Below are 15,610 nucleotides of genomic sequence, written 5' to 3'. Positions count from 1 at the left end.
GGCGCGGATTATCCGCCGCGCCCGGTGCCCGGCTCGCCCAGCAGGTCCGACAGCATCAGCCCGGGCAGACCGATGGCACGGCGCAGGCCCTCGGTGGGGGCCGAGGGCTCCAGCAGCAGCGCATCGAGCAGCGGCGCGGCCGGGGTGTGCCGCGGCTCGATCAGCAGCACCCAGCGCGGCTCGCCGTCCTCGTCCAGGCGTGCGCACCAGTCCAGCGCGTGCATCTCCTCCAGCAGGGGATCGACCTGCAGCGGATCGATGTGGGTGCGTGCGGCCAGCTCGGTGCTGCGCAGCCCGCGGCCGTTCTCGCGCCGTGCGGCCTGCAGCAGCTGCAGCAGCTCGACCGCCAGCGTGAAGCGCGAGCCCGGGTGCGCCGACAGGCGGGAGACGTGCAGGCTGAGCGTCGGCGCATAGGCCGCCAGCACCGCGCCCAGCAGCACGATCAGCCAGCCCAGATAGATCCACAGCAGCAGGATGGGCAGCGTGGCGAAGGCCCCGTAGACCACCGAATAGGTCGGCACGCTCTTGACGTACAGCGCCAGGCCGCGCTTGGCCAGCGCCAGGCCGATGCCGACGAACAGGCCCCCGGCCCAGGCATGGCCGGCCTTGACCGGCGTGTTGGGCACGAAGCGGAACATCAGCGCCGCGCCGCTGCTCAGCAGCGCCACCTCCAGCAGCGCCAGCAGCAGTGCGAGCCCACCGGGCAGGTCGTCGACCACGTCGCGGCTGGCGCTGATGGCGATCTGGGTCAGCGCCAGGCCGCCGCCCAGCAGCAGCGGGCCCAGCGTCAGCGCGGCCCAGTAGATCAGCAGGCGCTGGGCCAGCGGCCGCGGCCGCGGCACGCGCCAGATGGCGTTGAGCGTGCGGTCGATGGTGAAGACCAGCGCGACGGCGGTGATCAGCAGCACCACCAGGCCGACGCCGCCCATGCGGCTGGCCTTGCCGGCGAACTGCGTCAGCGCGTTGAGCACCGGCCGGGCGATGGTGTCGGGCACCAGCGCCTGCAGGAAGTACTTCTGCAGCGCGACCTGGAAGCGGCCGAACACCGGAAATGCGGTGAAGAGCGCCAGCACCACCGTCATCATCGGCACCAGGCCGATCAGGGTGGTGAAGGTCAGGCTGGAGGCGGTCAGCGAGAGGCGGTCTTCGCGCAGGCGCTGACGCAGCGTCTGCAGGGTGTTGAGCCACGGCCAGGTGCGCAGCACGCGGGCGCCCAGCGCCAGCCGTCCACGCCACCCGGCCCGGACGGGGGCGAGGCTGTGCATCCGTCTATCATGCCAGCCGTGAACCGCCCGACCGTCCCTGCCGGACCGGCCCTGCCTTGCGCGCGGGGCGGCCGATGAAGCCTTCGCCCTCCTCCCGCCCGCTTCCGGGCGGTGCTCCCGACGGGCCTGTCGGCGTGGCCACCGGCTCCGGGGCGCACGTCCAGCCGGACGCCACGCTTCAGGACCACCGTCAGGCGACGACCGACGACCACACCGTACCCGTGATCGATCCGGCCACGGGCGCCCCGCCCCCGCCCTCTGCGTTCGTGCGCCACAGCCGTGCCCTGGCCCTGGGCCTGACGCTCGGACTGATCGGTCTCGGCCTGGCCTGGGAGCTGTGGCTGGCGCCCACCGGGCGCGGCACCTGGGCGGTCAAGGTGCTGCCGCTGCTGCCGGTGCTGGCCGGGTTGTGGCGCTACCGGCTCTACACCTACCGCTGGCTGAGCCTGCTGGTGTGGCTCTACGTGACCGAAGGCCTGGTGCGCGGGCCCGGCCCGGGCGATGCGCTCGGCCGTGGGCTGGCCTGGGCCCAGGTGGGCCTGTCGGTGCTGCTGTTCGTGGTCTGCACCGCCCACATCCGCTGGCGGCTCAAGCACCGCGTGAACCCGCCACAGGCCGTGCAGCCGGCCCGTTGAGGCCACGGGCGCACGGCCCCCATCACCTTTTCCCGCCCGCGCCGCTGTTCCGCAGGATGCGCGAGCCCTCCTTCCTCATCGATCCCCCCGCGCCATGAGCACCGACCTGCTGGACGATCTGCGACGCATCCTCGGCGAGGCCCAGGTGCTGCCCGGCGGCGACCTGCCGGCCCATGAACGCGACTGGCGCCGCCGCTGGCAGGGCCGCGCGCTGGCCGTCGTGCGCCCCGGCAGCACCGAGGAGGTGGCCGCCGTCGTGCGGGCCTGTGTCCGCCACGGCGTGAGCCTGGTGCCACAGGGTGGCAACACCGGCCTGGTCGGTGGGGGCGTGCCCGATGCCAGCGGGCGCCAGATCGTGCTGAGCCTGCAGCGCATGAACCGCGTGCGCCGGCTGGATCCAGCCAACCTGACGCTGACGGTGGACGCCGGCATGGTGCTGCAGCAGGTGCAGCAGGCGGCGGCCGATGCCGGCCTGCTGTTTCCGCTGAGCCTGGCGGCCGAGGGTAGCTGCACCATCGGTGGCAATCTGTCGACCAATGCCGGGGGCACGCAGGTCCTGCGTTACGGCAATGCGCGTGAGCTGTGCCTGGGCCTGGAGGTCGTGACGGCCGACGGCGAGATCTGGACCGATCTCTCCGGCCTGCGCAAGGACAACACCGGCTACGACCTGCGGGACCTCTACATCGGCGCCGAAGGCACGCTCGGCGTGATCACCGCGGCCACGCTCGAACTCCATCCGCAACCGGCCGCCAGCCTGACCGCGCTGTGTGCGACCGGCTCGCTGCGCCAGTGCGTGGCGCTGCTGATGCTGGCCCGCCAACGCCTGGGCGCCGATCTGACCGGCTTCGAGGTGATGAACCGCTTCTCCCTCGACCTCGTGCGGCGGCATTTCCCGCAACTGCCCCAGCCGCTGGCGCCCTGCCCCTGGACGGTGCTGATCGAGTGCACCGACGGTGACGGTGAAGCCCGGCTGCGCGAGCGGGCCGAGGGCCTGCTGGGTCAGGCCCTGGAGGATGGCCTGATCGACGATGCCGCACTGGCCGAGAGCCTGGCCCAGTCGCACGGCCTGTGGCACGTGCGCGAATCGATCTCGCTGGCCCAGAGCGAGGAAGGCCTGAACATCAAGCACGATATCTCGCTGCCGGTCTCGGCGATCCCGGACTTCAGCGCGGACACCGAGGCCGCGCTGCAGCAGCGTTTCCCGGGCGTGCGCCTGGTGAACTTCGGCCATCTTGGCGACGGCAACCTGCACTTCAACGTGCAGTGCCCCGAGGGCGGCGATGCGCCGAGCTTCCTGCGGGAGCACGAACACGCGATCAACGCCCTGGTCTACGACGCGGTCCAGGCCTGCGGCGGCAGCATTTCGGCCGAGCACGGCATCGGCGAGCTCAAGCGCGAGGAACTGCCCCGCCGCAAGTCCGCGGTGGCCCTCGCGCTGATGCGCCGGATCAAGCAGGCGCTGGATCCGCAGGGCGTGATGAATCCGGGGCGGGTGCTCTGATGCCGGGAGACAGGCGGGGCTGCGTCAGCGACAAAGACGAGCCCTTCTTGTCGAGGCGTTGGAGATGGATCGTGTTGAGTGCTTCTGGCGTTAGTTCGTTTAAATGCCTCTGCATGCCAAGGCACTGGGTGTGCAGATTCAGTGCTGAGGCCCCTTGAGGGCCGCGGGCATCGGCAGACTCACCACCTCCACCCCTTCCTCGGCCAGCTCGGCACGCTGCTCCGGCGATGCGGTGCCACGGATGCCGCGGGCCTCGGTCTCGCCGTAATGGATGCGCCGCGCCTCTTCGGTGAAGCGTTCGCCGACGTCCTCGGTGCGTTCGACCACAGCTTTGACCGTCTCGATCCAGGCCGCGTGCAGCTGCTCCAGCCGAGCCTGCACGGCCGGATCGAGGGGCGCGGCGGATTCGGCCCGCTGACCTGCCGCGTCGCGCGAAGGCGCCGGCCGCTTCGTCGGCACCGCGGCGCCCTGCCCTGCGGAACGCTCGGCACCCCGCTCATCCGCCTGCCCCGCACGACGCGACGCAGGCGGCCGTCCACCCGACAGGTTGAGCCGGGGCGCGCTCGGGAGCTTCTCGATCTGGTCCCCATCGCAGACCGGACAGCGCACCAGGCGGCGGGCCTGCTGGTCCAGATAGTCCTGCTCGGAGCCGAACCAGCCCTCGAAGCCATGGCCGTGCGAGCACTGCAGATTCAGCACTTTCATGGAGCGATTATCGTCAAACGACTTCGGCGCCGGCGCGCTCCGGCCAAGCGCGGTCCGCTGACCGTCAGAGGCTGTCGGGCCCCGACGAGGGCGTCGGCTGCCAATCCAGCGCCCAGGCGCCGGCGCGCCAGCGCTGCAACCACTGCAGTGCGATCAGCGTCTTGGCGTCGGTGAGCTCGCCTCGGCAGGCCAGCGCATCGAGCTCGTCCATCGACATCGGCAGGATGTCGATCAGCTCGCCGTGGTCGAGTTGCCGTTCGCCCGGATGCAGGCCGCGGGCGAACCAGATCTCGATGCCCTCGGTGCTGTAGGCGCAGGCGTTGTGCAGCACACCGGCCCGCGCCCATTCCCGCGCCCGGTAGCCGGTCTCCTCGGCCAGCTCGCGCTGGGCACAGCGCCAGATGCTTTCACCCGGATCGATCTTGCCGGCGGGAACCTCCAGCACCACCCGCCCGAGCGGATAGCGGTACTGGCGCTCCATCACCAGCCGGCCGTCGTCGAGCAGCGCGACCACGGCCACGGCCCCCGGATGCACGATGTACTCGCGCGTCGCGCGGCCGCCATCGGGCAAGGTCACGGTGTCGATGCGCACGTCGAGCATCTTGCCGCGCCAGGCCTGCCGCCCCTGTTCGAAGCGCTCGACCAGATGATGCTCGGACGGATCCAGATCGGCGGCGGGCAGGATGCCCGGTGTGACGGTGACGGAAGACTCGGACATCGCTGAGGGTGTTGGGATGAACGTGCGCCGCAGGACGCGGCGGACCGGACCCTGATCATCGTCGTTGGCACACCGGACCCTGCGGAACCGGGCAACCGTGTGCCGGGGATGGACAGGCCTGAGCGGCGGTGCGTCAGCCCCCGCGGCGCAGGCAGCGCCAGACGAAGCCGGGAAAGGCGAAGGTCAGCATCAGGCTGATCATCACCACATAGAACGCCCAGCCCTGCGGGCTGCGCTGACCCAGGCGCATCTCGATCAGCGTGCCGATGCCGATCATCAACGCGGTCAACAGCAGCAGCTCCAGCAGGCGCCAGCCCAGCGGCTTGCTGCCACGCGCGGGCAACACGAACAGACGGCGCTCGGTGAGGAAAGGCGCATTGGCGGCCAGCAGCCCGAGCAGCAGCAGTCCCCAGACAGGTGCGGTGGTTCCCAGCATGATGGGGCGTGATGATACGTGCCCTGCCGCCCGTCGCCGCAGGCGGACCCGCGACGACAAGGCCGCCAGGCCCGGCGGGCCGAACCCACCGGAGACGGACACGGAAAATGACAAGGCGGCAGGCTCCGACCGGAGGCTGCCGCCCGTGGAGGTCCAGGCCACCTGCCGAGCGCCCTCAGGCGATCGACCGGGACCTGCACCCGGACATCAGGTGCTCAGCGTGCGCGCGATGGCGTCGCGGCAGATGGCCATCAGACCACCGGGCATCAGGCCGAAGCCCAGCACCGCCAGACCGTTGACCGCCAGCAGCGCGGTCAGACCGGCGCTCTGGACGGCCGACGCGCCACTGGTCGGCTCGTCGAACCAGACCACCTTGACCACACGCAGGTAGTAGAAGGCGCCGATCAGGCTCAGCATCACGGCGACGACGGCCAGACCGATGTAGAAGGCCACGCCCGTGGTCACCAGCGCCTGGACGACGGCCAGCTTGGCATAGAAGCCCACCATCGGCGGCACGCCCGCCAGGCTGAACATGAAGATCGTCATCACGCCGGCCAGCCAGGGCGAGCGCCTGGCCAGACCCGCCAGGTCCGACAGCTCGTCGCACTCGAAGCCCTGACGCGACAGGTACATCACCAGGCCGAAGCTGCCGAGGGTCGTCAGCACGTAGGTGATCGCGTAGAACATCGCCGACGAGTAGGCGTTGCCGGCCGACAGCGGGTTGTCGTTGACGACACCGGCGCTCATGGCCAGCAGCATGAAGCCCATCTGCGCGATGGTCGAGTAGGCCAGCATGCGCTTGAGGTTGGTCTGCGCGATGGCGGCCAGGTTGCCGATCACCAGCGAGCACACCGACAGCACGACCAGCATCTGCTGCCAATCGACGGCCAGCCCGAACATGCCTTCGACCAGCAGACGCAGCGTCATCGCGAAGGCCGCCAGCTTCGGGGCGCCGCCGATCATCAGCGTGACGGCCGTCGGCGCACCGTGGTAGACGTCGGGCACCCACATGTGGAAGGGCACGACACCCAGCTTGAAGGCCAGACCGGAGACCACGAAGACGATGCCGAAGGTCAGCACGGTGCGGTTGAGCTGGCCGGCGGCGATCGCGTCGCTGACTTCCTTGAGCTGCAGCGAACCCGTGGCGCCGTAGATCATCGACAGACCGTAGAGCAGGAAGCCCGAGGCCAGCGCGCCCAGCACGAAGTACTTCATCGCCGCTTCGGTGCTCGTGCCGTGGTCCCGGCGCAGCGCGACCAGCGCATACAGCGACAGGCTCATCACTTCCAGGCCCAGGTAGACGACCAGGAAGTTGTTGGCCGAGATCATCACGCAGATGCCCAGCAGGACGAACATCGACAGCGTGAAGAACTCGCCCTTGAGCATCTCGCGGGCACCGATGTAGGGCCGCGCATAGGCGATCGTCACCATCATCGCGCCGCTGGCGAAGGCCGCCAGCAGATGCCCCATCGGATCGGCGACGAACATGCCGCTCATGCCGTAGGCGGTGGCGCCTGCCTCGTAGGCATTCCAGTGCAGCAGGCCGACGAGGGCCAGGCTGGCCTGGGTCAGCCAGTAGGTCGGACGGCGCTGTTCGTCCTCGACGAAGAGGTCGGCCAGCGCGACGACGCAGGCCGCGACCAGCAGCAGCACCTCGGGTTGGGCGACGGACCAGTTCAGCTCATTCATGATCTTGTGGAACTCCTCGCGCGTTCAGGGCGTCGGCAGCTTGCTGACGGCGACGTGCTTGAGCAGGCTGTCCACCGACTCGTGCATCACGTCGGTGAAGGGCTTCGGATAGACGCCCATCCAGAGGGTGGCGATCGCGAGCACGGCCATCAGCAGGAACTCGCGGGCGTTGATGTCGGTCAGTCCGCGGACATCGTCATTGGTGACGTCGCCGAAGTAGACCCGCTTGTACATCCACAGCGAGTACGCGGCGCCCAGGATCAGCGCGGTGGCGGCCAGCGCACCGATCCAGAAGTTCACCTTGACCGCACCCAGGATCACCATCCACTCGCCGACGAAGCCGCCGGTACCCGGCAGACCGCAGTTGGCCATGGTGAAGAACAGCACGAAGGCGGCGAACTTGGGCATGGTGTTGACCACCCCGCCGTAGGTCGCGATCTCGCGGCTGTGCACGCGGTCGTACAGCACGCCGATGGCCAGAAACATGGCGCCCGAGACGAAGCCGTGGCTGATCATCTGGACCAGACCGCCGGACACGCCCAGTTCATTGAACAGGAAGAAGCCCAGCGTGACGAAGCCCATGTGGGCGATCGACGAGTACGCGACCAGCTTCTTCATGTCCTTCTGCACCATCGCGACCAGGCCGACGTAGATCACGGCGACCAGGCTCAGGGCGATGATGAAGCCGGCGAACTTGTGCGCGGCATCCGGCGCGATCGGCATCGAGAAGCGCAGGAAGCCGTAGGCACCGAGCTTCAGCATGATCGCGGCCAGCACGACCGAGCCGCCGGTGGGCGCCTCGACGTGGGCGTCCGGCAGCCAGGTGTGCACCGGCCACATCGGCACCTTCACCGCGAAGGCGGCGAAGAAGGCGAAGAACAGCAGCGTCTGCGCCGACATCGGCAGCGGCAGCTTGTGCCACGCGGTGATCTCGAAGCTGCCACCCGACTGGTGGTACAGGTAGACCAGCGCGATCAGCATCAGCAGCGAGCCGAGCAGCGTGTACAGGAAGAACTTGAACGCCGCGTAGACGCGTCGCGGGCCGCCCCAGACGCCGATGATGATGTACATCGGAATCAGGGTCGCCTCGAAGAACACGTAGAACAGCATCGCGTCCGCAGCCGAGAAGACCCCGACCATCAGACCCGACAGGATCAGGAACGCGCCCATGTACTGGTGCACGCGGTCGGTGATCACCTCCCAGCCGGCCAGCACCACGATGATCGTGATGAAGGCGGTCAGCAGGACGAACCAGACCGAGATGCCGTCCACCCCGAGGTGGTAGCGGATGCTGAAGCGCTCGATCCAGGGCAGGTTTTCCTGGAACTGCAGCGCGGCGCTGCCGGCGTCGAAGCCGGTGATCAGCGGGATGGTGACGACGAAGCTGGCGATGGCGCCGATCAGCGCGAGCCAGCGGGCCATGCCCGGGTTGCCCTCACGACCGACGGCCAGCAACAGGATGCCGAAGGCGATCGGCAGCCAGATCGAAACACTCAGTAGACCGAAGCCCATTTCTTGTTCTCCGCCCTCGTTCGTCAGTGACCGGCCACGCCGGTCAGCGCGGGCCACAGCTGCCAGGTCAGCAGACCGAACACGCCCAGCAGCATCACCAGGGCATACCAGTAGACATGGCCGGTCTGGACCAGCCGGCTCAGGCTGGCCAGCAGGCCGACCAGGCGGGCCGAGCCATTGACCAGCAGGCCATCGATCAGCACCTGGTCACCGGCCTTCCACAGACCGATGCCCAGACCGCGGGCGGCCTTGGCGATGATGTGCTCGTTGATCCAGTCCAGGAAGTACTTGTTCTCCAGCACGACGATCACCGGACGCAGGGCGCGGCCGATGGCCGCCGGGATCGCCGGCGCCTTCAGATAGAAGAACCAGGACACCACCACACCGGCCAGGGCCAGCGCGAACGGCAGCGTGCCCAGCGCGTGGATCGACATCGCCGCGGCACCATGGAAGTGCTCGGCCAGTTCCTTCATCGCCGGATGCAGGTCCGTGTTGACGATGATCGCGTCCTTGAAGAACTCGCCATAGAGCAGCGGTCCGATCGTCAGGTAGCCGACCAGCACCGAGGGGATGGCCAGCAGCAGCAGCGGCACCGTGACCACCCACGGCGACTCGTGCGGCTTCTGGCCCGGTGCCAGACCGTGGTGCTCGTCATGGGCATGGTCATCGTGGGCGTCGTCATGAGCGTGGCCATGATGGTCGTGATGGGCCTTGCCGAAACGCTCCTCGCCGTGGAAGACCAGGAAGTACATGCGGAACGAGTAGAAGGCCGTCACGAAGACGCCGACGATCACGCAGAAGTACGCCCAGTGCGCGGCCGGCAGGTGGCTGGCGTGCACCGCCTCGATGATCGAGTCCTTCGAGAAGAAGCCCGAGAAGAACGGCGTGCCGATCAGCGCCAGGCTGCCCAGCAGCGAGGTGATCCAGGTGATCGGCATGTACTTGCGCAGGCCACCCATGTTGCGGATGTCCTGGTCATGGTGCATGCCCATGATCACCGAGCCCGCACCGAGGAACAGCAGCGCCTTGAAGAAGGCGTGCGTCATCAGGTGGAACACGGCGACGTTGTAGGCCGAGACGCCGAGGGCGACCGTCATGTAACCCAGCTGCGACAGCGTCGAGTAGGCGACCACGCGCTTGATGTCGTTCTGGATGATGCCCAGGAAGCCCATGAACAGGGCCGTGATCGAGCCGATCACCAGGATGAAGTTCAGCGCGGTGTCCGACAGCTCGAACAGCGGCGACATGCGGGCGACCATGAAGATGCCCGCGGTCACCATCGTGGCCGCGTGGATCAGCGCCGAGATCGGGGTCGGGCCTTCCATCGAGTCCGGCAGCCAGACGTGCAGCGGGAACTGCGCCGACTTGCCCATCGCACCGATGAACAGGCAGATGCAGGTCACCGTGATCAGCATCCAGCTGGTGCCCGGGAAGGTCAGCTGGGCCAGCTCGTTGGCCTTGGCGAAGGTCTCGGCATAGCTGAGCGTGCCGGCGTACCCGGCGATCAGGCCGATGCCCAGGATGAAGCCGAAGTCACCGACCCGGTTGACCAGGAAGGCCTTCATGTTGGCGAAGATCGCGGTCGGCTTCTTGTACCAGAAGCCGATCAGCAGATAGCTCACCAGACCCACCGCTTCCCAGCCGAAGAACAGCTGCAGGAAGTTGTTGCTCATGACCAGCATGAGCATCGAGAAGGTGAACAGCGAGATGTACGAGAAGAAGCGCTGGTAGCCCGGATCCTCGTGCATGTAGCCGATGGTGTAGAGGTGGACCATCAGCGACACGAAGGTCACGACGACCATCATCATCGCCGTCAGGCCGTCGACCAGGAAGCCGACCTCCATCTTCAGGTCACCCAGCACCATCCACTCGTAGAGGGTGCCGGAGAAGCGCGCGCCGTCGATCACGTCGATCAGCGTCATCACCGAGATCACGAACGCGACGAGCACGCCCAGGATCGTCGCGGTATGGGCCCCTGCCCGGCCGATGGCCTTGCCGAAGAAGCCGGCCAGCGTGGCGCCGACCAGCGGCGCCAGCGGCACCGCCAGCAGCAGGTTCTGATTGAGTTGTGCAGACATGTCTGTTCCTGTCCCTCGCCGTCAGCCCTTGAGGCTGTCCAGCTCCTCGACGTTGATCGTCGCGCGGTTGCGGAACAGCACGACCAGGATGGCCAGGCCGATCGCCGATTCGGCGGCCGCCACCGTCAGGATGAAGAACACGAAGACCTGACCCGCCATGTCACCCAGGTAGTGGGAGAAGGCGACGAAGTTCAGGTTGACGGCCAGGAGCATCAGCTCGATGGCCATCAGCAGAACGATCAGGTTGCGTCGGTTCAGGTAGATGCCGATCACCGACAGCGCGAAGAGCAGGCCACCCAGCGACAGGTAGTGGCCCAGCGTGATGGGTCCGAGATTCATGGCTTCTTGTCTCCGGCCGGGGTGGCGGTGGCAGCGGCGTCGGCAGCGACCGAAGGCAGATCGACGGTCGGCGCCATCTTGACGATGCGCAGGCGGTCCGCCTTCTTCGCCAGCACCTGCTGGGACGGGTCCTGGGCCTTGGTGTCCTTGCGCTTGCGCAGCGTCAGCGCGATGGCCGCGATGATCGCGATCACCAGCAGCACGGCGGCCAGCTGCACCGGATACAGGTACTGCGTGTAGATCGCATGGCCGAGCGCGCGCGTGTTGTTCATCTGCGCGATCGCCGGATCCATCGGCGCCGGCTCGGTGACACGGAAGCCGCCCATCAGCACCAGCGCCATCTCGAGCGCGATGACCGCGCCGATGATGCCGGCCAGCGGAAAGTGCCTCCAGAAACCATCACGGACGCTGGACGAATTCAGATCCAGCATCATCACGACGAAGAGGAACAGCACCATCACCGCGCCGACGTAGACCAGCACCAGCGCGATCGCGAGGAACTCGGCCTTGAGCAGCATCCAGATGACGGCGGCGTTGGCGAAGGCCAGCACCAGATAGAGCGCCGCATGCACCGTGCTCCGCGCCGTGATCACACGGAACGAGGCAAACAGCAGCACGGCGGAGAACAGGTAGAAAAGTGCACCGATGGTGTTCATGGTGTGCGCGCCAGGTTGAGCACCTGTGCCAAGCGCGTGGGGATGCCGTCGCGAGCGGCCCGAGGTGCGTCCGAGAAGCGCGGCCGTACATCGGTACGGCGAGCATCACAGGACGCAGATCGGGTCGCGCAGCCGGCAGACCCGCGTGCTTCAGCGGTACTTGGCGTCGGCCTCCTTGTTCTTGGCGATCTCGGCTTCGTAGCGGTCACCGACCGCCAGGAGCATGTCCTTGGTGAAGTACAGGTCGCCCCGCTTTTCGCCGTGGTATTCGAAGATGTGCGTCTCGACGATCGAATCCACCGGGCAGCTCTCCTCGCAGAAGCCGCAGAAGATGCACTTGGTCAGGTCGATGTCGTAGCGCGTCGTGCGGCGCGAGCCGTCGTCGCGCACGTCGGACTCGATCGTGATCGCCATCGCCGGGCAGACGGCCTCGCAGAGCTTGCAGGCGATGCAACGCTCCTCACCGTTCTCGTAACGGCGCAGCGCGTGCAGGCCGCGGAAGCGCGGCGACTGCGGTGTCTTCTCTTCCGGGAACTGGACGGTGATGGTGCGGGAGAAGAAGTACTTGCCCGTCAGCTTCATGCCTTTCAGCAGCTCGATGAGCAGGAAGCTGTTCAGGTAGTCCTTGAATGATGCGGTCTGTGCCATGGGCTCGGCCTGTCTCACTTCCAGATGTTCAGCGGGGACTGGATCCACAGGCCCACCAGCACCAGCCACACCAGGGTGACGGGGATGAAGACCTTCCAGCCCAGACGCATCAGCTGGTCATAGCGGTAGCGCGGGAACGTCGAACGCACCCACAGGAACATCGTGACGACGACGAAGACCTTGATCGCCAGCCAGATCCAGCCCGGGATGAAGGACAGCGCGCCGATCGGGGGCAGCCAGCCGCCGAGGAACATGATCACGGCCAGGGTCGAGACCAGGATCATGTTCGCGTACTCCGCCAGGAAGAACATCGCGAACGACATGCCCGAGTACTCGATCATGTGACCGGCCACGATCTCCGACTCGCCTTCGACGACGTCGAACGGGTGGCGGTTGGTCTCGGCCAGACCGGAGATGAAGTAGACGACGAAGACGGGCAGCAGCGGCAGCCAGTTCCAGCTCAGGAAACCGAGACCGGCGTCGGCCATCGTGCCCTTGCCCTGGCTCATCACGATGTCCGTCATGTTCATCGAGTTGCAGGTCATCAGCACGATGACCAGGCAGAAGCCCATCGCGATCTCGTAGCTCACCATCTGGGCCGATGCGCGCAGCGCGCCCAGGAAGGCGTACTTCGAGTTCGACGCCCAGCCGGCGATGATCACGCCGTACACCTCGAGCGAGGTGATGGCCATCAGGAACAGCAGACCGGCGTTGACGTTGGACAGCGCGACTTCCGGGCCGAAGGGCACGACGGCCCAGGCGGCCAGGGCCGGCATGATCGTCATGATCGGGCCCAGGAAGAACAGGCCCTTGTTGGCGGCGGTCGGGCGGATGATCTCCTTGAACATCAGCTTGACCGCATCGGCGATCGGCGTCAGCAGACCCTTGGGGCCGACGCGGTTCGGACCCGGACGCACCTGGGTCCAGGCGATCGCCTTGCGTTCCCAGAGCGTCAGATACGCGACGCAGCCCAGCAGGGGCAGCAGCACGCACAGGATCTTGAGGATGCTCCAGACCACGGGCCAGAGCACATCGCCGAGCAGGGCCCCGCCTGCAAGATTGAGTTGTTCGATCATGGTTTCAGGGCTTCTGCAGCTTTTCCACGGCGATCGGGCCGAACATGGCGCCCAGGGCGACCGTGTCCGGATGGGCAGCGCTGACGCGCACGACACCGCTGGCCAGCGTGCGCTCGTGCGCCGCCGACAGCACGGCCGTCAGATCGCCCTGGCTCAGGCAGACCTTGTCGCCGTCCTTCAGGCCGAGTTGCTGCCACAGCGCGGTCGGCAGGCCGACCGGTGCGACGCGCGCATCGGCGGTCCGCTGCAGCGACGGGGCGCGGCGGACGATGGCATCGGTGGCGTAGATCGGCACGTCGCTCAGGCGCTCGATGCCGGTGAACGGGGCGACGGCCGCGACGCCCGCGGCAGTGCGGTTGTCCAGGCGGGCGGCCAGACCGGCCACGTCGCCCAGCGCCTCGGCGCGGACCTGCTCGGCACTGTCCTGCTCGAAGCCGGACAGGCCCAGCAGATTGCCCAGCACGCGCAGCACCTTCCAGGCCGGACGGCTGTCGCCCAGCGGGCGCACGACGCCGTGGGCCGACTGCAGCCGGCCTTCGGCGTTGACGTAGGCACCCGCGGTCTCGGTGAACGGGGCGATCGGCAGCATCACGTCGGCGACGTCGGCCGCGGCATCCTTGAACGAGGTCAGCGAGACGACCAGGCCCGAGCCCGCCAGCGCGGCACGCGCCTTGGCGGCATCGGCCGCGTCCAGCGCCGGCTCGACGTCCAGCAGCAGCAGCGCCTTCATCGGCTGCGACAGCATCTGGCCGGCGTTCAGGCCGCCCTGGCCCGGCATCGCCTTGACCAGCTGGGCACCGACGCTGTTGCCGGACTCGCCCAGGTAGCCGACGGTCGCACCGGTCTGCTCGCCGATCCACTGCGCCAGGGCCAGCAGCGCCGAAGCCTGCGGATGCTGCGCGGCGGCATTACCCAGCAGCACGGCCTTGCGCTCGCCCGACAGCAGGGCCTGCGCGGCGGCCTGGGCCGTCGCGTCGGACTCGGCGGCCAGCGGCGCCGCGACGCCCTTGGCCTGGGCCACGGCAGCCGCCACACCCGCCAGGGTCTGCACCCAGGCCGACGGTGCGGCCAGCAGGCGGCCGGCCATCGGCATCGCCCAGTCGTCCTGACGGCCGCCGAGGCTGAACACCGCCCCACCCTTGCGGGCCGACTGGCGGATGCGCGAGGCGAACAGCGGATGGTCCTTGCGCAGGAAGGAGCCGACGACCAGCACCGCGTCCAGCGTGGACAGCGAGGCGATCGAGGTGCCCAGCCAGCGGGCCTTGCCGGCCTCGGCCGGGGCGCTGAAATCAGCGTGGCGCAGGCGATGGTCGACGCTCTGGCTGCCGAGGCCGCGCGTCAGCTTGGCCAGCAGATGCAGTTCCTCGACGCTGCGGTGCGGCGCGGCGAGCGCGCCGATGCCGGCGGCGCCATGTTCGGCCTTGATGCGCTTGAGCCCGTCGGCGACGTAGTCCAGCGCGGTGGTCCAGTCCACCGTCTGCCACTGGCCGCCCTGCTTGATCATCGGCTGCGTCAGGCGCTGGGCGCCGTTGAGCGCCTCGTAGCTGAAGCGGTCACGGTCGGCGATCCAGCACTCGTTGACGCTCTCGTTCTCGAACGGAACGACACGCAGCACCTGGTGGTTCTTGACCTGGACGATCAGGTTCGCGCCGGTGGAGTCATGCGGGCTGACGCTCTTGCGACGCGACAGCTCCCAGGTCCGGGCGCTGTAGCGGAAGGGCTTGCTGGTCAGCGCACCGACCGGGCACACGTCGATCATGTTGCCCGACAGCTCGCTGTCGACCGTGCCACCGGTGATGGTGGTGATCTCCGAGTGCTCGCCGCGGTTGACCATGCCCAGCTCCATCACGCCGGCGATCTCCTGGCCGAAGCGCACGCAGCGGGTGCAGTGGATGCAGCGGCTCATCTCCTCCATGGAGATCAGCGGGCCCACGTCCTTGTGGAAGACGACGCGCTTTTCTTCCTCGTAGCGCGAGCTGCCCTTGCCGTAGCCGACGGCCAGATCCTGCAGCTGGCATTCACCGCCCTGGTCGCAGATCGGGCAGTCCAGCGGATGGTTGATGAGGAGGAACTCCATCACCGACTGCTGGGCCTTGATCGCCTTGGCACTCTGGGTGCGGACGATCATGCCCTGCGTCACCGGCGTGGCGCAGGCCGGCATCGGCTTGGGTGCCTTCTCGATGTCCACCAGACACATGCGGCAGTTGGCCGCGATGGACAGCTTCTTGTGATAACAGAAGTGCGGGATGGTCTTGCCGGCGGCGTCCGCCGCATGCATGACCATGCTGCCTTCGGCCACCGCGACCTTCTGGCCGTCGAGTTCGATTTCGATCATGTGCTTGCCCTGCTGCG

At 67.8% G+C, this 15,610-nt stretch carries 14 protein-coding genes; 2 read left to right on the top strand and 12 right to left on the bottom strand.

Going from position 1 to position 15,610, the window contains the following annotated elements; translation table 11 throughout:
* Positions 1-8: 8 nt before the first annotated feature.
* On the bottom strand, positions 9-1,265 hold the full coding sequence (locus AACH11_RS19055; protein WP_341375850.1) for a YihY family inner membrane protein: 1,257 nt from the start codon (positions 1,263-1,265) through the stop codon (positions 9-11).
* A 266-nt stretch (positions 1,266-1,531) separates the two neighbouring features.
* On the opposite strand from AACH11_RS19055, the gene AACH11_RS19050 reads away from it, so the two are divergent.
* Together AACH11_RS19050 and AACH11_RS19045 are read left to right on the top strand one after the other, a co-directional pair.
* The gene (locus AACH11_RS19050) at positions 1,532-1,900 is read left to right on the top strand and encodes a DUF2069 domain-containing protein (protein ID WP_341375849.1); all 369 of its coding nucleotides are present in this window, start codon (positions 1,532-1,534) and stop codon (positions 1,898-1,900) included.
* Positions 1,901-1,994: 94 nt separating this feature from the next.
* Positions 1,995-3,401, top strand: coding sequence for an FAD-binding oxidoreductase (locus AACH11_RS19045; protein ID WP_341375848.1), 1,407 nt, complete (start codon positions 1,995-1,997; stop codon positions 3,399-3,401).
* A 138-nt stretch (positions 3,402-3,539) separates the two neighbouring features.
* Here the strand turns inward: AACH11_RS19045 and AACH11_RS19040 are convergent, their stop codons facing one another.
* The 11 genes from AACH11_RS19040 to nuoG all read right to left on the bottom strand — a co-directional run bounded on the left by AACH11_RS19040 (position 3,540) and on the right by nuoG (position 15,593).
* The gene (locus AACH11_RS19040) at positions 3,540-4,106 is read right to left on the bottom strand and encodes a DUF1178 family protein (RefSeq protein ID WP_341375847.1); all 567 of its coding nucleotides are present in this window, start codon (positions 4,104-4,106) and stop codon (positions 3,540-3,542) included.
* A 64-nt stretch (positions 4,107-4,170) separates the two neighbouring features.
* Positions 4,171-4,824 (bottom strand): NUDIX domain-containing protein, encoded by a 654-nt coding sequence (locus AACH11_RS19035; RefSeq protein WP_341375846.1) that lies wholly within the window; start codon positions 4,822-4,824, stop codon positions 4,171-4,173.
* Between the two features lie 133 nt (positions 4,825-4,957).
* Positions 4,958-5,260 carry a DUF2818 family protein gene (locus AACH11_RS19030; RefSeq protein ID WP_341375845.1) on the bottom strand — a complete coding sequence of 101 codons (303 nt, stop codon included), beginning with the start codon at positions 5,258-5,260 and terminating at the stop codon, positions 4,958-4,960.
* A gap of 207 nt (positions 5,261-5,467) precedes the next feature.
* A complete protein-coding gene (gene nuoN / locus AACH11_RS19025) occupies positions 5,468-6,949 on the bottom strand; it encodes an NADH-quinone oxidoreductase subunit NuoN (protein ID WP_341375844.1) in 1,482 nt (493 codons plus the stop codon).
* A 24-nt stretch (positions 6,950-6,973) separates the two neighbouring features.
* On the bottom strand, positions 6,974-8,461 hold the full coding sequence (locus AACH11_RS19020) for an NADH-quinone oxidoreductase subunit M (RefSeq protein ID WP_341375843.1): 1,488 nt from the start codon (positions 8,459-8,461) through the stop codon (positions 6,974-6,976).
* Between the two features lie 23 nt (positions 8,462-8,484).
* Positions 8,485-10,539 carry an NADH-quinone oxidoreductase subunit L gene (gene nuoL / locus AACH11_RS19015; protein WP_341375842.1) on the bottom strand — a complete coding sequence of 685 codons (2,055 nt, stop codon included), beginning with the start codon at positions 10,537-10,539 and terminating at the stop codon, positions 8,485-8,487.
* Between the two features lie 21 nt (positions 10,540-10,560).
* Positions 10,561-10,878, bottom strand: coding sequence for an NADH-quinone oxidoreductase subunit NuoK (nuoK, locus tag AACH11_RS19010; RefSeq protein WP_341375841.1), 318 nt, complete (start codon positions 10,876-10,878; stop codon positions 10,561-10,563).
* Positions 10,875-11,534, bottom strand: coding sequence for an NADH-quinone oxidoreductase subunit J (locus AACH11_RS19005; RefSeq protein ID WP_341375840.1), 660 nt, complete (start codon positions 11,532-11,534; stop codon positions 10,875-10,877). The genes nuoK and AACH11_RS19005 overlap by 4 nt, the downstream gene beginning before the upstream one ends.
* Before the next feature lie 150 nt (positions 11,535-11,684).
* Positions 11,685-12,182 (bottom strand): NADH-quinone oxidoreductase subunit NuoI, encoded by a 498-nt coding sequence (nuoI, locus tag AACH11_RS19000; protein ID WP_341375839.1) that lies wholly within the window; start codon positions 12,180-12,182, stop codon positions 11,685-11,687.
* Positions 12,183-12,196: 14 nt separating this feature from the next.
* Entirely contained in the window at positions 12,197-13,258 is a 1,062-nt protein-coding gene (gene nuoH, locus AACH11_RS18995) for an NADH-quinone oxidoreductase subunit NuoH (protein WP_341375838.1), read from the bottom strand.
* Between the two features lie 4 nt (positions 13,259-13,262).
* A complete protein-coding gene (gene nuoG / locus AACH11_RS18990; RefSeq protein WP_341375837.1) occupies positions 13,263-15,593 on the bottom strand; it encodes an NADH-quinone oxidoreductase subunit NuoG in 2,331 nt (776 codons plus the stop codon).
* Positions 15,594-15,610: the final 17 nt, after the last annotated feature.

Source organism: Pseudaquabacterium rugosum (assembly GCF_038066575.1).
In the GTDB taxonomy this organism is placed as follows: domain Bacteria; phylum Pseudomonadota; class Gammaproteobacteria; order Burkholderiales; family Burkholderiaceae_C; genus Pseudaquabacterium; species Pseudaquabacterium rugosum.
This window is presented reverse-complemented; position numbering and strand designations above follow the sequence as displayed.

Bases quoted from the DNA above. Each gene is read 5' to 3' on its own strand.
- AACH11_RS19055 (WP_341375850.1), bottom strand. From the start codon at position 1,265: ATGCACAGCCTCGCCCCCGTCCGGGCCGGGTGGCGTGGACGGCTGGCG.
- AACH11_RS19045 (WP_341375848.1), top strand. From the start codon at position 1,995: ATGAGCACCGACCTGCTGGACGATCTGCGACGCATCCTCGGCGAGGCC.
- AACH11_RS19040 (WP_341375847.1), bottom strand. From the start codon at position 4,106: ATGAAAGTGCTGAATCTGCAGTGCTCGCACGGCCATGGCTTCGAGGGC.
- AACH11_RS19035 (WP_341375846.1), bottom strand. From the start codon at position 4,824: ATGTCCGAGTCTTCCGTCACCGTCACACCGGGCATCCTGCCCGCCGCC.
- AACH11_RS19030 (WP_341375845.1), bottom strand. From the start codon at position 5,260: ATGCTGGGAACCACCGCACCTGTCTGGGGACTGCTGCTGCTCGGGCTG.
- nuoN (WP_341375844.1), bottom strand. From the start codon at position 6,949: ATGAATGAGCTGAACTGGTCCGTCGCCCAACCCGAGGTGCTGCTGCTG.
- AACH11_RS19020 (WP_341375843.1), bottom strand. From the start codon at position 8,461: ATGGGCTTCGGTCTACTGAGTGTTTCGATCTGGCTGCCGATCGCCTTC.
- nuoL (WP_341375842.1), bottom strand. From the start codon at position 10,539: ATGTCTGCACAACTCAATCAGAACCTGCTGCTGGCGGTGCCGCTGGCG.
- nuoK (WP_341375841.1), bottom strand. From the start codon at position 10,878: ATGAATCTCGGACCCATCACGCTGGGCCACTACCTGTCGCTGGGTGGC.
- AACH11_RS19005 (WP_341375840.1), bottom strand. From the start codon at position 11,534: ATGAACACCATCGGTGCACTTTTCTACCTGTTCTCCGCCGTGCTGCTG.
- nuoI (WP_341375839.1), bottom strand. From the start codon at position 12,182: ATGGCACAGACCGCATCATTCAAGGACTACCTGAACAGCTTCCTGCTC.
- nuoH (WP_341375838.1), bottom strand. From the start codon at position 13,258: ATGATCGAACAACTCAATCTTGCAGGCGGGGCCCTGCTCGGCGATGTG.
- nuoG (WP_341375837.1), bottom strand. From the start codon at position 15,593: ATGATCGAAATCGAACTCGACGGCCAGAAGGTCGCGGTGGCCGAAGGC.